Source organism: Streptomyces sp. NPDC050636 (genome assembly GCF_040654775.1).
Lineage (GTDB): Bacteria > Actinomycetota > Actinomycetes > Streptomycetales > Streptomycetaceae > Streptomyces.
The window spans coordinates 266,742-280,485 of the sequence record NZ_JBFAIP010000004.1 but is presented as its reverse complement, the minus strand read 5'-3'; the positions used below and the strand labels follow the sequence as shown (position 1 = coordinate 280,485).

At 72.6% G+C, this 13,744-nt stretch carries 9 protein-coding genes; 2 read left to right on the top strand and 7 right to left on the bottom strand.

The features are described from left to right. Positions 1 to 79: 79 nt before the first annotated feature. From AB0I10_RS07160 to AB0I10_RS07150, 3 genes are all read right to left on the bottom strand, one after another. Entirely contained in the window at positions 80 to 718 is a 639-nt protein-coding gene (locus AB0I10_RS07160; protein WP_363151340.1) for a uridine kinase, read from the bottom strand. A 326-nt stretch (positions 719 to 1,044) separates the two neighbouring features. Next, entirely contained in the window at positions 1,045 to 1,980 is a 936-nt protein-coding gene (locus tag AB0I10_RS07155) for an IclR family transcriptional regulator C-terminal domain-containing protein (RefSeq protein WP_363151309.1), read from the bottom strand. A 156-nt stretch (positions 1,981 to 2,136) separates the two neighbouring features. After that, entirely contained in the window at positions 2,137 to 3,081 is a 945-nt protein-coding gene (locus tag AB0I10_RS07150; RefSeq protein ID WP_363151308.1) for a zinc-binding dehydrogenase, read from the bottom strand. Between the two features lie 716 nt (positions 3,082 to 3,797). Between AB0I10_RS07150 and AB0I10_RS07145 the strand changes: the two genes are divergently transcribed. After that, on the top strand, positions 3,798 to 5,345 hold the full coding sequence (locus tag AB0I10_RS07145; protein ID WP_363151307.1) for an FAD-dependent monooxygenase: 1,548 nt from the start codon (positions 3,798 to 3,800) through the stop codon (positions 5,343 to 5,345). Positions 5,346 to 5,370: 25 nt separating this feature from the next. On the opposite strand, the gene AB0I10_RS07140 is transcribed toward AB0I10_RS07145, so the two are convergent. Further along, the gene (locus AB0I10_RS07140) at positions 5,371 to 5,904 is read right to left on the bottom strand and encodes a hypothetical protein (protein ID WP_363151306.1); all 534 of its coding nucleotides are present in this window, start codon (positions 5,902 to 5,904) and stop codon (positions 5,371 to 5,373) included. Positions 5,905 to 6,127: 223 nt separating this feature from the next. On the opposite strand from AB0I10_RS07140, the gene AB0I10_RS07135 reads away from it, so the two are divergent. Continuing rightward, on the top strand, positions 6,128 to 7,204 hold the full coding sequence (locus AB0I10_RS07135) for an RNA ligase (ATP) (RefSeq protein ID WP_363151305.1): 1,077 nt from the start codon (positions 6,128 to 6,130) through the stop codon (positions 7,202 to 7,204). Between the two features lie 32 nt (positions 7,205 to 7,236). Here AB0I10_RS07135 and AB0I10_RS07130 read toward each other — a convergent pair whose 3' ends face one another. Genes AB0I10_RS07130 through AB0I10_RS07120 form a run of 3 tightly spaced genes read right to left on the bottom strand, consistent with a single transcriptional unit; the run spans position 7,237 to position 13,609 of the window. Then, on the bottom strand, positions 7,237 to 9,195 hold the full coding sequence (locus AB0I10_RS07130) for a helicase-associated domain-containing protein (RefSeq protein WP_363151304.1): 1,959 nt from the start codon (positions 9,193 to 9,195) through the stop codon (positions 7,237 to 7,239). Next, positions 9,192 to 10,673: an SWIM zinc finger family protein gene (locus AB0I10_RS07125; protein ID WP_363151303.1), complete on the bottom strand. Its 1,482-nt coding sequence runs from the start codon at positions 10,671 to 10,673 to the stop codon at positions 9,192 to 9,194. The genes AB0I10_RS07130 and AB0I10_RS07125 overlap by 4 nt, the downstream gene beginning before the upstream one ends. Then, on the bottom strand, positions 10,670 to 13,609 hold the full coding sequence (locus tag AB0I10_RS07120) for a DEAD/DEAH box helicase (protein ID WP_363151302.1): 2,940 nt from the start codon (positions 13,607 to 13,609) through the stop codon (positions 10,670 to 10,672). Before AB0I10_RS07120 ends, AB0I10_RS07125 begins: the two co-directional genes overlap by 4 nt. Positions 13,610 to 13,744 lie beyond the last annotated feature (135 nt).

The window sequence follows — 13,744 nt, the reverse complement described above, 5'->3', positions numbered from 1 at the left end:
GAGGCCGATTGTCAGTGGTCGGCCGTACGGTTTTCAGCAGCGGGGGACTCGGGCAGCAGCGCCGGTCCGGTCCTGGCTCTCAGCCCGGTCCGCTCCAGGCCGGCCGGCGGGGATCGTCGGCCCGTACGACGACATCGGCGACCTCCTCCGGCCGCGTCTCGTCCTCGTAGCGCGCGAAGGCGGGCAGCATCCAGCGCTCGTCCTCCGGGGTACGGCGGGCGAGAGCGGCCGGCGACAGCTTCAGGTGAACGGAGAGATCGAAAGGAAACCAATGGCCGAGCAGCAGGGGACCGTGCAGCAACAGGACGCCGCCGGGCGGCAGTTCCACGTACGGGCTGCGCGTCGCCCGGTCCGCCGCCGGATCCCACAGATCCGGGAGCACCCGCCCGGAGCCGCCCGGATCCAGCGGCTGGAACACCTCGCGCCACAGGGCCCGCCGGTCGAACCACTCGTCGTGGTAGGCGTCCGGGTCCTGGCGGCCGTACTCCAGCCGCAGGGAAGCGGGGCGCAGAAAGCCGTACGCGCCGGCCTTGTGCACGGCCCGCCCCCGGATACGCAGCGCCTCGGCGAGCCGGTCCGCCAGGTCGTCGGGAGAGGCGGCGGGAGCCCCGTCCACGGCCACCCGCAGCCACGGGCTCCCGTCCTTCGCCGTCATCACGTCAATGCGGTCGGCGAGCGTGTCCGTCAGCCGTTCCCAGGTGATCGCTTCGAGCCGCACCCCGCCATTGTGCCCGGCCGGGCGGCGGGCGGCGCAGGGGGTCAACCGGGCCCTCAGTTCGGTCGCGGCGGCCACCACCCCCGCCACCGCGTCCTCGTCGCCCTCCTCCTGGGCCGTTACCGGATCGGCGCGCGAGGCCTCCAGCTCGCCTTCGAGCGCCTCTTCGTCCGCCATGCCCCGGTGCCGGGCGAGGAAGGACGCCACTCTCCGACGGGCCGTCGCCCATCCGTCCGTCGCCATGTGCGTCCTGCGTTCACCGTCCGGTTCGGTGCCACCGTGGAGAAGCGGGCCGGCTCATGACCAGGTGGAAGGCCGGCCGCCGCGGCTCAGGGCTGGTCCGCGGAGGGCCGGGCGGCTCCGTAGCGGCTGAGTTCGGCCGCCGCCTCCTTCGTCGCCTCGATGACGCTTTCGGGGGGCACCGGCATCACGGACTTGAGCTTGAGGAGCAGGACCGCGCCCATGATGGCGCCGTCCCACATGATGGGCGCCGCGCAGGAGTTCCATCCGGCCATGCACTCCTCGTAGCCCAGCGCATGGCCCAGGTCGCGGACCTCCGCCAGGGACGCCAGCAGGGCGTCGTTGTCCCGGAAGACGCCGGGTCCGGCCTGGTCGGGTACGGGCTCGGCCAGCACCCGCTGCTGGAGCACCTCCGGCAGGTAGGCGAGGATCGTCCGCCCAGAGGCGCCGGTCCGCAGCGAACGCGTCACGGACAGCACATCGCGGGGCGTCATGCCCAGCTCCGCGAGGTCGGAGTCGCCGACGGCCATGTCGACGCACTGCCGTTGCGCGCCGGAGAACGGCGCCACCATGTAGAGGAAGGCCAGCCCTCCATCGGTCGCCATCCGCAGTTCGCGGAGCACCGTCTGCGAGGTCGCGCCGTCGAGGCGGTGGTCGAGCGCGGTGAACGCGAGCTGGGCCGCCGAGGTCCGCAGGCGGTAGAGGCCGCGGTCCACCCGTTCGAATATGCGCTGATAGATACCGGACTGCAGGATGCGGTAGACGACGGAGTCGTCCAGGCCGGTGAATTCCGCTATCTCACCAGGTCCGTGGGCAGATCCGCCGAGTTCGGCGAAGGCCGTCTGGACGAGGAAGACCCGTTCAGCATGGCCGGATCCCGACGTCCGGGAGCCCCCGCTCTTGGATGCCTGGCGCGCGGTCTTGGCGCGGCCCGGGGTGCGCTGCGCCGTGCCGTTGGTGCCCGAAGCGGAGACGGAAGCGGCGGCCGAAGCCGAAGATCCCGACGCTGTGGTGCTGTTGCCCATCGTGTGCTCTCTCCCCTGGCAGTGATCCGCGCCCGAAGGCGCACGGCAATTCCGGTGCGGGCCGGCGTACCCGTCGCCCGCGGCTCCCCCCGCGCTGGTTGGCCGACGGCCCCAGGGTGCCCGCCCGGAGCCGCGGTGCCCGTCCCGTGCCCTGCGTTACCGGGCGACGTCGAGGGCGAGTTTCCCGGTCGGGGTGCGTGCGGCCAGATCGTGGTGCGCCCGGGCCGCGTCACCGAGGGCGTAGGCGGCGCCCGTCTGCGGCTTGAGCGAGCCGTCGGTGACCGCGTCGAACAGGGCCCGCATGGAGGTCGGCAGAGCCGTACGGTCCGCGTAGAGCTGGGGCAGCCAGAAGCCCGAGACGGTGATGGACCGCTCCATCAGGTCCCGGGTCGGCACGCTCGCCATCTCGCCGCCGGCGAAGCCGTACACCGCCAGCCGGCCGCGCGGTGCGACGGCGGCGAGGGTCCGCTCGAAGGTGACGCCGCCGGTCATCTCCAGCGCCGCCTGGACGGGGCCGCCGGCCGCCTCCACGATGCGCTCCGTGAGGTCCTCCGCGGTCGAGTCGACGACTGCGTGAGCGCCCAACTCCTCGGCCAGCTTGCGCTTTTCGGCGGAGCCGGCGAGGCCGATGACCTTTGCGCCGGCGTGCGCGGCGAGCTGGACGGCCAGCGTGCCGAGACCGCCCGCCGCCGCCGGTACGACAACGGTCTCGCCCTCGGTGACGCGCAGCGAGGTGAACAGCAGGTGCCAGGCGCTGTTGCCCTGCAGCGCCAGCGCGACGGCCTGTTCATCACTGATGCCGTCGGGCACGTCCCAGGTGACCTTGCGGTGCAGCAGCGCCCGCTCGGCGTAGCCGCCGCCACGGGTGAGCCCGACGACGCGTCGTCCGCCGTCGAGGGTCCCCACGACCTCGTTGCCGGGTATGTACGGCAGCTCGACGGGCGCGAGATAGGAGTCTCCCCGTACGTGCACATCCGCGTAGTTGATGCCGGCCAGAGTCACATCCACCAGCGCATGGCCGGCACGGGGCTCGGGCTCGGGAACGTCCTCAAGTCGCAGCACATCCGGGCCGCCGAATTCTCGCATCACGATCGCGCGCACGACTCTCCCTCTGGTTCTCACGTGCTGTGCCCGCACAGAGTAGGCATGGTGTTCGACTACCCGCGGGAACCCGATCATTTCGCGCCAACCCTGTGTCCATTTGCGGGCCCTCGATCCGCGCCTCCCGAGAAATCCCAGGGAGCTTTCTCTCCTCGCGAGAAAGCCCTGAATCCCTTTCTCCCGATTACAGCGTTTTGCTTCGGATATACCCATCGGTATCCGGTGGGTGGCTCCCGCGCGCCCCTCAATCGAACACGGCTACCGGATGTGATCTGCGCCGCCTACGATCCGGAATCGTGTCCACCGTCGACCGGATGTGACGGCTTCGTTCCCCGGGGCAGGGCGCCTCCGCCAGGCGGACGCGCGCCCGTACCGCCCAGTGTCACGGGGGCTGGAGAGCGCCGCCGTGCATGTGGCGGGGCGGGCATGGCCTGAGGGGGAATCATGATGGGTAAATCGGGGGGCGGCAGGCCGGCGTTCGCGCCGGCCTGCCGGGAGCCACAACGGGCACAACCGGTTCCACCTGCGCCTCTGCGCATCCTGCGGACCGCTTCCGCTTCCCTGCCCGCCTCGCTGGCGGATTCGCTCACGGCCGCCGCCGACGCCGTCATCGCCGCCGCACGCAGACGGTCGCGCCCGTATGCCGTACCCCTTTATCTGGACGCGCCGCGCCCCCGCCCGGGAATCGCGCTCCACCGCCGAGAACGGGACTGCCCATGAACGCGTCGAGCAGTACGAGCAGCAGCAGCCTCCAGTTCACGCACCCGTATCTCGCCGTGGTGCTCGGCGGCGGCTTCACGGGGATGCTCGCCGCCGCGGCGCTGTCCGAGCACGCCGATGTCATCGTCGTCGAGCGGGACCGACTGCCGCGGACTCCCGCTCTGCCCACGGACCTTCCGCAGGCCCGGCACGCCCATCTCCTGGCCACGGGCGGCGCCCGTATCGTCGAGGCCCTGCTGCCCGGCACGGTCGAACGATGGGTGGCCGAGGGCGCCCGCCGCATCCCGCTGCCGTCGGGTCTGGTCGGCATGCCGCCTCAGAGCCGGTTACGCCGCGGCCCGCGGGTGCAGCATCTGATCGCCTGTTCCCGCGACCTGCTCGACCGGGTCATCCGCCAACAGGTGCCGGCCCTCCCCGGGGTGACCGTCCTCGACGGAACCGAGGCGGAGGGGCTGACGGGCACCGCGGAGCATGTGACCGGGGTGCGGGTCCGGGACACCGTCACCGGCGAAACGTATCGGCTGGATGCCGACCTCGTCGTCGATGCCACCGGTCGGAACTCCACCACCCCCGGCCGGCTGACCGGGCTGGGGCTGCCCGCCGTCCACGAAGAGGTCGTGGACGCCGGGGTCGTCTGTGCCACCCGTATCTTCCGTACCCCCGTGGGCGCCGAGAACTGCCCCCCGATCACCGTCCGTTCGGACGCCGGAAGCGCGGCTCCCGGGCACTCGGTTCCCGGACATTCGGCGACACTGGTACCCATCGAGGACGGCCGCTGGCTGGTCACGCTCACCGGCGCCGGGAGCGGCCGCCCGTCCGAACACGCCGACCGGTTCGTGCCGTTCGCCCGCCGCATACCGAACTCCGTCATCGGCGATCTCATCGCCGATGCCGAGCCGCTGAGCGAGGTACGGCTGTCCCGCGACACCGCCAACCGCCGGCGCCGCTATGAACAGCTGCGGTCCTGGCCCACCGGATTCGTCGCCCTCGGCGGGGCGGTGGCCGCGTTCAACCCCGACTACGGCCAGGGCCTGTCCATCGCCGCCCATGGCGCCGCCGCACTGCGCGACGCGCTGCACCGGCACGGTCTGGACGACCCGGTGCTCGCCCGCAGCCTGCAGCGGAGCATCGCCCGCATCGTCCAGGCACCCTGGACGCTTACCACCGGCCAGGGCCTCCCCTCCTCCCCCGTCGCCACCGTGCCAGGTCTCTCCTCGGCCTCCCGGCTCGTGCGCGACACCGCGAACCGCGTCCTGCACACCGCCGTCGCCCGTCCCGCCGTCTGCCGCGCGTACGTCGACATCGCCACGCCCGCCGCTCCTGCGGCCCGCTTCCTTCGCCCGGCGTCCAACAGCTCGCCGGTTCCGGCAACATCGGCGGTATCGCCGGGTTCGCCATCCGAGGCGTCCGGTGCCTCCGCTGCTGTGCCGGCGGTCCCCACTGCCGCGGCGTCCGCCTCCCGGCGTCTCCCCCGCCCGCTCAGCCTCGGCCCGACGGCGCTGAGGCGCATCGGCGGGGGTACCAGACGGAAACCGGCAGGCTGACACCTCCGAGGCCCCGCGATGATCGCTACTCGTCAGGCACCGCGTCCGGTATGAGGGGGGCCACCCAGCTCAGGAAGCGCTCCCCGAACTCCGCCTGCGCTGCTTCCATGACAGCGTTCGGATGATCGGCCGGCGCCAGTCCGAAGTGCTCCTTCAGCCAAGAGACGTACTCCTCGTGGCAGGCGCTGGGTTCGTAGTCGTCGTCGCGGCCGAAGCCGGCGTCCTCCCAATCCACCCAGATCTCGCTGTCGTAGCCGATGATCTGGAACAGTTCCGGAAGGTCGCGGGCGACGAGATGGATTCCGCCCTCGTCCCCGAGCACCACGATCGGCAGCGTGGCGAGGTCAGGACGGTCGTCGAGCCGCCACAGCGCGTAGAGGGAACCGGAACCGTTGGCCTGGGCGAAGGGGATCAAGCGGTGGATGAGCTCCGGATCCTCCAGAAATCCATTGCGCCCGTACTCGGACAGATCAAAGCCGTCGGCATAGAGGTCATCGAGGCGATCCTCGAACTCCTTGAGCAGATTCAATTCGGGGACGGGCGAAAACGCGTGACTCACGGGACCTCCATGAGCATGGGTCGCAAGCGGTTCAGGGCGGTTGGGTGCGGTTGGGCGCGGCATCAACTCCGTACGTCAAAAACGCTACTTGACGCCACTGACAACGCGGCGGCGACGAGCGCCGGTGAAATTCGCTCGCCGGGCCGCTCCGGCGTCGCTCACAGTGGTGGCGGGGCGTCGCACCTGCGGCGACTCGCGGAGTGAGCACGAACGGGGAACTGACATGTCGACGCTGCGCGTCACGGTCGAGCGACTGACGATCCATGAGCATCCGAATGCCGACGCACTGGAGCTCGCGCAGGTGGGCCTCTATCGCGCCGTCGTCGCCAAGGGGGTCTACCGGACCGGCGACTTCGCCGTGTATGTGCCGGAGCAGGCAGTGCTCCCGGAGGACTTGGTGGCTGAGCTGGGTCTGACCGGCAAGTTGGCCGGTTCTGCGGCCAATCGGGTCAAGGCGATACGGCTGCGTGGCGAACTGTCGCAGGGCATCGTCTGCCGGCCGCGCGCCCTGGACGGTGTGGACCTGGCGCGGGCGCAGGCAGACGGCACCGACTTCGCGGCCGAGCTCGGGGTCGTCAAATGGGTGCCGCCGGTGCCGGTTTCGATGAGCGGTGAGGTCGAGGCGGCGCCCGATCTGCTGCCGTGGATCGATATCGAGAATCTGAAGCGGTATCCGGAGATCTTCACCGAGGGCGAGCCGGTCGCGGTCACGGAGAAGGTGCACGGGACCGCGTGCTGCCTCACGTACAGCGCCGAGGGCGAACGCGTCCAGGTGACGTCCAAGGGACTCGGCGCACAGCGGCTGGCACTGACCGAGGACGCGAAGAACCTGTACTGGCGAGCGGTGCGCGGACATGGCGTAGCGCGCGTCGCGGCGGAGATCGCCGGGGAACTGGGGGCATCGCGGGTCGGCGTGTACGGCGAGGTGTACGGCGACGGCGTACAGGACCTCGGGTATGGCGCGGACAGCCGCCGCGGAGACCCCGCGTACGCGGTCTTCGATGTCGCGGTGGAGATCGGCGGGCGGCTGCGGTGGCTGGATCCGGAGGAGCTGACGAAGGTGCTGGACGGGCGGCTTCCGGCGGTGCCCACGCTGTTCAGCGGCCCGTATGACGCGCGGCGGGTGATGGAGCTGGCCGAGGGCCGCGAGACGCTGTCCGGGCGTGCGGTGCACATCCGGGAGGGTGTGGTCGTCCGTCCGCTGAGTGATCGCTACAGCTCTGTGGCGGGCGGGCGCGCCATCGCGAAGGTGGTCGGCGGCGCCTACCTGACGCGTAAGGGCGGCACGGAGTACGAGTAGTCGGACGCGCCGCGCCTTGGTGGGCCTACGGATCACGCTCCGCTGCTCTGCATGGCCTCCTGGTGCTCCAGTGCGAGCTCCAGGAGGCGCTTCGCGAGGGCGAGCGGGGCGCCGGGGTCGCGGGTGGGGGCGGCGGCCTTGGTCCGGTGCGTGGGGAGGCGTTCGACGGTTGTGGTGCCGGTGTCGGACTCCAGGGTGGGGGCGTAGCCCGCTGCGCGGAGGGCTTCCAGGGTGGCGGCCGGAGGGCGGCCGCTGACCAGGACGGTCGGGGCGATGGCCCGCAGCCCGAGGTCGCGCAGGGCGCGGTGCGCGGCGAGTTCGGCGACCAGGGCTGCATCGTCGGAGCGGATGCAGCAGCCTGCGGGCAGGACGCGCATCCGGCCGTGGGTGCGGGCGGTGTCCTGGATGAGGTAGCCGAGTGGCTGTGGCAGCGAGCCGGTCGCCGAGGCCGCGGTGAGGTCGTCGAGCAGGGTGGCTGCGGTCCGGCCGGCGTCCAGGGCACGGCGTACGGAGGCGGGGGTGAAGCGCCAGGTGACGGCGTGGCCTTCGGACTCGCGGACGGCCGAGGAGGCGAGCAGCTCGGCGAGGGCGGCGGCAGGGCGGCCGGGGACGACGGCGGTCAGATCGGCCTGGAAGTGGGCCTCTTCGAGGAGCGGCGGGAGCAGATCGCGGAGCGGTTCGCTGAGGGACCGCGGGTCGGCGAGGAGCGCGTGGCCCAAGGGGGTGAGGGTGCCGTGGGCGGTCAGACCGAGGTAGGCGGCTTCGTGCAGGGTGTGGGCGGCGCGCTCCTCGGCCATCGGCTGCCCCCTGAGGGCGAGGGGCCGGTGCCAGCCGGCCGCCTCCAGAAGCGCCTGCAAGGGGGTGGCCACGCCCTGCTCCTCGTCGGATGCCGTCGGCGGCAGGGGCGGGAGGGGCTCTCCGGCGCTGAGGGGGACGGTGGCCAGAGCGGCCAGGAGCGCGTACCGGACGGCGGGGGCGTGCCGGTCGTGTCCGCGGACCAGTGCGGTCGGGGTCTCGCCGAACGGGGTGTGGGTGGGGACGGCCCATAGGGAGGACCAGGCGGCCAGGACGGGGGCGAGGCGTTCGCCGGGTGGGCGGGCGAGCCAGCCGTCGTAGGCGCCGGTGGGGAGCGCGGTGATGCCGGCCGGCGTGCGGGTCAGTGCGATCAGGTCGGCGGCGAGGGTGAGATCGAGGAGGAGTCGGGTGTGCGGTTCGGTGGCGCCTGCTGCTTTGGCCAGCCGTTTGATCTCGCGGATGGCCAGGCCGCCCGACTTCCGCAGCGCCGCGGGTTGCGTGGCCAGCGTGGCGAGGAGGCGTTCCACTGTGGCGGCCAGCGTCGCCGCGGCGGCCCGGGATTCGTCGTACGGCGAGGTGGGCGCGACCGCGGTCGCGGGGAGCCTGGGGCGGGCGATGGATGCCGCGGTGGCGTCGGGCGTGGGCTGCGGGGCCCGCGCGACGAAGGGGCCGAGGTCGTGGGCGGCCAGGAGCTGCGGGGTGCGCGGCGGGACGACGATGCTGCCGTCCTCGCCCGGGGCCGCGAGTCCGTCCTCGTAGAGGGAGCGCAACGCGGTTTCGGCGGCGGTACGCACGGGGCCCTGTGAGGTGGCGCCGAGCGCGGCGTAGACGTCTTCAGGCGGGACGGGTTCGGTGGCCAGATGCGGAAAGGACAGCCGGTGTGCCATCAGGGACTGGTAGTCGGCGCCCGGGGCGGGGGCGGCGGGAGCGGGGGCGTCGCGCCCGGCTCGGTCCTGGCTGATGCGGGCGGTGGCGGCGAGCACCTGGAGCCGGGGATGGTCGAGGTGCAGCACCAGGTGGTGGAGGGTTTCGTACGACCACAACGCACTGGCCAGGCCGCGGAGTTGGGTGGGCGCGGGCCGGCGGGCGAGCGGCTCGGCATGCCGGGCGAGAAGTGCGGCGAGCTGCTCGGGGGTGCGCTGTGCCAGGGATCGGGTGAGTGTGTCGAGGCCTTCCACGGCCCTGAGGTTAGTCATCGCGCGAGCAGGGTGGTGAGGGCGCCTACGGGGTCGGGGTCGGCCGGCCCGGTGGGCCACCAGTCCTCGGCGCCGGGCTCGGACTCGTAGGGATACCAGCGGTTGTCGTGGCCGAAGCGGAGCTGGATGCCGCGGTCGGGGTCGGTGAGGTGGTTGTGGCGTGGGCGCAGGGCCGGGAGGTCCGCGGCGAGGAGGGCGCCGCGGGCCCGGTCGAAGTCGCCGGCCGGAGGGTTCCAGGGCGTTTCGAGGAGCGCCAGCCCTTCGGGTCCGCCCTGGCGCCAGGCGGCGACGGCCCGGGCCACGTCCGTGGGCGTACGGCCGGTGGCCGCCGCGAGGTCGCGGAAGAGCGCCCGGGTGGTGGAGGTCAGACCGGCGGTGGGGTGGGCGGTGGCCGCCAGGCGGATGGCGTCCTCCCATGGGGGCAGCACCGGGAACGGGCTGGGGGCGGGCGGCTGTTCGGCGCCGGAGGTGAGGATGCCGGCAGCGGATACGCAGGCGTGGGCGCGGGCCGCGGCGTCGGCGGCCAGGAATTCGAGGCCGGCCGGGTCGAAAGGGAGCCCGTCGGCGTCCGGGAGGGCCGGCGGTCTGCCGGCGTGCCGGGGTGCCGGCAGGGGTGGCGGGAGCGGCGGGCGGGGACGGTCTGCGAGGGCCTCACGAGCGAGGACGCCGTGGGGCCTGGGGGCTGTCGGTGATGCGTGCTCTCCGGGGGCGGCGACTCCTGAAAGGACGTCAGGAGCGTGTCTGCCGGTGTTTCCGGTGGGGGATCGGGTGGCCCCGGGGAGGGATCCGCCGGTGCCGGGCGGCATCGTGGTCACGAGTGCCTGGCCGCGGGTCTCGCGGGCGGTGTGGGTGGCGTTGCGGCGGGAGAGTTCGTCGAGGAGTTCGCGTTCGCCACGGCCCCGCATCAGCAGCAGGACGAACGGGTCCGCGTCCAGAAGGCGGGCCGTCTGGAAGCAGAGCGCGGCGGCGTGTTTGCAGGGACGTCCGTTGTCGGGGCACGAGCAGCGGGGGACGAGATCGCCCGGCCCGGGGAGGAGGCACACCTCCCCCTCGGCCAGAGAACTGGGCAGCTTCTTGGCCAGGAGGGCAGTGAGCTGGGCGGGCTCCGCGGCGATGGCGTCGAGGAGGCGGTCCCATTCCTCGTCGGTGAGGGTTCTGAGGCGGACTTCCGCGCTGTAGGGGCGGGGCTTGCTGCCGCGTACGGTGGCGACGATACGGCCCGGTGTGATGTTGATGGTGTCCACGTGGCCGTCCCGGGCGTATGTCCGGCCGCGGGCGAGCCGGGCGCTGTCCAGGGCCGTGGTCTCCAGGGCGTCCAGCCAGGCGCTCCCCCACCAGGATTCGGCGAACAGGCCGCGGGCGCCGGTGCGGGGCGGCAGCGGCGGGAACGTACGCGAACGGTCGGCGCGGGCCAGCCGGTCCGCTGCGGCAGCGCGCCCGGTGGCGGCGGGACGGCCGGGCGTGGGGCGGGGGCTCATGCGGGCCTCCTCAGGGAGACGAGGTCGGCCAGCTCGGCGTCGGAGAGCTCGGTGAGCGCGGTCTCGCCGCCGGAGAGCACCGCATCGGCGAGGGCCCTCTTGGCGGTGAGGAGTTGGGCGATGTTGTCCTCGACCGTGCCCTCGGCGATCAGGCGGTGGACCTGGACGGGCTGGGTCTGACCGATGCGGTAGGCACGGTCGGTGGCCTGCTCCTCCACCGCGGGATTCCACCAGCGGTCGTAGTGGATCACATGTCCGGCGCGGGTGAGATTGAGGCCGGTGCCCGCTGCCTTGAGGGACAGCAGGAATACCGGGACATGGCCCGACTGGAAGCGGTCGACCATCCTCTCCCGTTCGGCGACGGGGGTACCACCGTGCAGGAGTTGGTGGGCGATGCCACGGGTGGTGAGGTGCCGTTCGAGCAGCCGCGCCATCCCCACGTACTGTGTGAAGACCAAGGTGGCGCCGTCCTCGGCAAGGATGGTGTCCAGGAGTTCGTCGAGGAGTTCGAGCTTCCCCGAGCGGGCGACCAGGCCCGGCGCGGCCTCCTTCAGGTACTGCGCGGGGTGGTTGCAGATCTGTTTGAGGGCGGTGAGCAGCTTCATCACCAGGCCACGGCGCGCGATGCCCTCGGCGGTCCCGATCCGGGAGAGGGTCTCGCGGACGACGGCCTGATACAGCGCGGCCTGTTCGCGGCCCAGCGCCACCGGGTGGTCCGTTTCCGTCTTGGGCGGAAGTTCGGGCACGATTCCGGGGTCGGATTTCTTGCGTCGCAGGATGAACGGGCGCACGAGTCTGGCCAGCCGCTCCGCCGCCTCCGGGTCCTCGCCGCCCTCGACCTCGCGGGCGTGCAGCGCGCGAAACGTCTTCAGCGAGCCGAGGAGCCCGGGGGTGGTCCAGTCGAGGAGGGCCCACAGCTCGGAGAGGTTGTTCTCAACGGGGGTACCGGTGAGGGCGATCCGGGCCGGTGCCTTGATGCCGCGCAGCGCCTTGGCCGTGGAGGACCGCGGGTTCTTCACATGCTGTGCCTCATCGGCGACGACCCATGCCCAGGAATGGGCAGCCAGTTGGGCGGCGCTGCTGCGCATCGTCCCGTACGTGGTCAGTACGAAGCCGCCGTCCAGGCCGTCCAGACTGCGGCCGGCGCCGTGGAAGCGTCGTACGGGAATACCGGGGGCGAAGCGCTCGATCTCGCGCTGCCAGTTGCCGAGGAGGGAGGCGGGGCAGACGACGAGGACGGGTGCGGTGGGACGTCGGTGAAGGTGCAGCGCGACGACGGTGACGGTCTTGCCGAGGCCCATGTCGTCGGCCAGGCAGCCGCCGAGGCCGATCGAGGTCATGGTGTCGAGCCAGGCCATGCCCCGCAGTTGGTAGTCGCGGAGGGTCGCCCGCAGTCCGGGCGGCTGCGGCAGCGGGCCCGCTTCGGTGGTCAGGCGCCCGCGCAGGGCGGCGAGGGCTCCCATGGGCACCACCTCGACCTCTTCGCCGTCCACATCTGTGGTGCCACTGAGCGTCGCGGCGAGCGCGTCAACCGGGTCCAGATAGCCAAGTTCCCGTTTACGGGCCTTACGTACGAGCGCGGGATCGACCAGTACCCACTGGTCGCGCAGCCGGACCACGGGGCGGTGCGACTCGGCGAGGGCGTCCATTTCCGCTTCGGTCAGCGGCGTGCCGTCCATCGCCACCTGCCAGCGGAATTGCAGGAGTTCCTTGGTGTCGAAGAAGCCGAAGCCGTCCGCGGCCGACCCCGGTGCGGGGCGCAGCACCGCCGCGGCGGTCAGACCGCGGGCCAGCTCCTTGGGCCAGTGGACGGCCACGCCCGCGGCGCCCAGTCGTGGCGCGGCCTCGCCCAGCAGCTCGTACAACTCGTCCTCGCTGAGCGGCAGCACATCGGGGATGGGCCGCTCCAGGAGGCGGCCGAGCGGGGCCCAGACGCGGGCGGCGCGGCGCAGCGCGAGGAGGGTGTCGACACGGGACCGCGGGCCGAAGTGGTCGGGGCCTTCGCCCTCCCACAGGTGACGGGCGTCGGCAACCAGGGTGGGGTCGGTGAGGCTGTGCACCTGCAGGATGGCGGCCGCTGCACTGCGCTCTTCCGGGCCGCCATCGCTACCTGCGGCGATGTCTTGTTTGGTGTCGAAGAGCCGGTGCGGCGAGAGGTCGAGGCGCAACGACAGCCGGACCCCCGCATCGACGCCGGCCGCGACCTCCGCGGCCCATTCCCGGGCGCGGGGCATGTGCTGCGGCGTACTCGCGGCGAACGGGGCACCCACCACGAGTTCGGCGGCGGGGCTTCGCGGCAGAGCATCGACGACCGCATCCACGAAGAGCCGTACCAGGGACGCCGGATCGTGGACCTGGAGCGGGCGGCTGCCGGGGAGCGGCACCGCGTATGCCTCGGCGGGCATGGCGGCGGCGACGGCCCGGAGGTGTGCGATGTCGTCAGGGTCCAGGGGACCGGCGCGCCAGGCGTCCGTGTCCTCGGCGGTCAGCCCTGGCAGCAGTCTGCCCCGCGCGGCGAGGTGCAAGGCGTGCAAGGTGGCCGCACCCCAGCAGGCCGCCGCTGGGTGGGCGGTCGGGTCGTGCCGGGCACGGACCAGCAGCGGTACGGCCTCCGCCAGCGGGAGCAGCACGGCGGGGACCGTGCGGCTGCGTGCGCCGTTTCCATGGCGACGGACGACGGTCAACTGCGCCGGCTCGGCGACCTGCCCGTCGGCTCCCGTTCCTCCCCCAGGACCGACGCCCGGGAGCGCTCCGCCATCGGGCCGCCAGAAGGCGAGCTTCCCGGCGCGCGGCGGCTGACCGGGCAGGAAGACCACGGCGCAGCGGGCCGCAGCGGTGCCGAAACGGCCGGCGCCCTCTTCGGCCGCCGGCGCGGCCGTGGGCGGGACGTCCGACGCCCGGGACACCTCTGGTGTCGCCTCCCACCGCCTCGCCATGCCGTCCCCTCGCGCTTGATCCTTCACTGTTCGATCCCTCAGAGCTCGGTCCTTCCGCGCCGATGGCGGCGCCGGCCCGGTCTGCCAGGTCTGCCGGGACCGGCTCAGTCTCGCGGTCCCGACCTGCGAGTCTAC

Coding starts and splice junctions, on each gene's coding strand:
- AB0I10_RS07155 (WP_363151309.1), bottom strand. CDS start 1,980: ATGGGCAACAGCACCACAGCGTCGGGATCTTCGGCTTCGGCCGCCGCT.
- AB0I10_RS07145 (WP_363151307.1), top strand. CDS start 3,798: ATGAACGCGTCGAGCAGTACGAGCAGCAGCAGCCTCCAGTTCACGCAC.
- AB0I10_RS07135 (WP_363151305.1), top strand. CDS start 6,128: ATGTCGACGCTGCGCGTCACGGTCGAGCGACTGACGATCCATGAGCAT.
- AB0I10_RS07130 (WP_363151304.1), bottom strand. CDS start 9,195: ATGACTAACCTCAGGGCCGTGGAAGGCCTCGACACACTCACCCGATCC.
- AB0I10_RS07125 (WP_363151303.1), bottom strand. CDS start 10,673: ATGAGCCCCCGCCCCACGCCCGGCCGTCCCGCCGCCACCGGGCGCGCT.
- AB0I10_RS07120 (WP_363151302.1), bottom strand. CDS start 13,609: ATGGCGAGGCGGTGGGAGGCGACACCAGAGGTGTCCCGGGCGTCGGAC.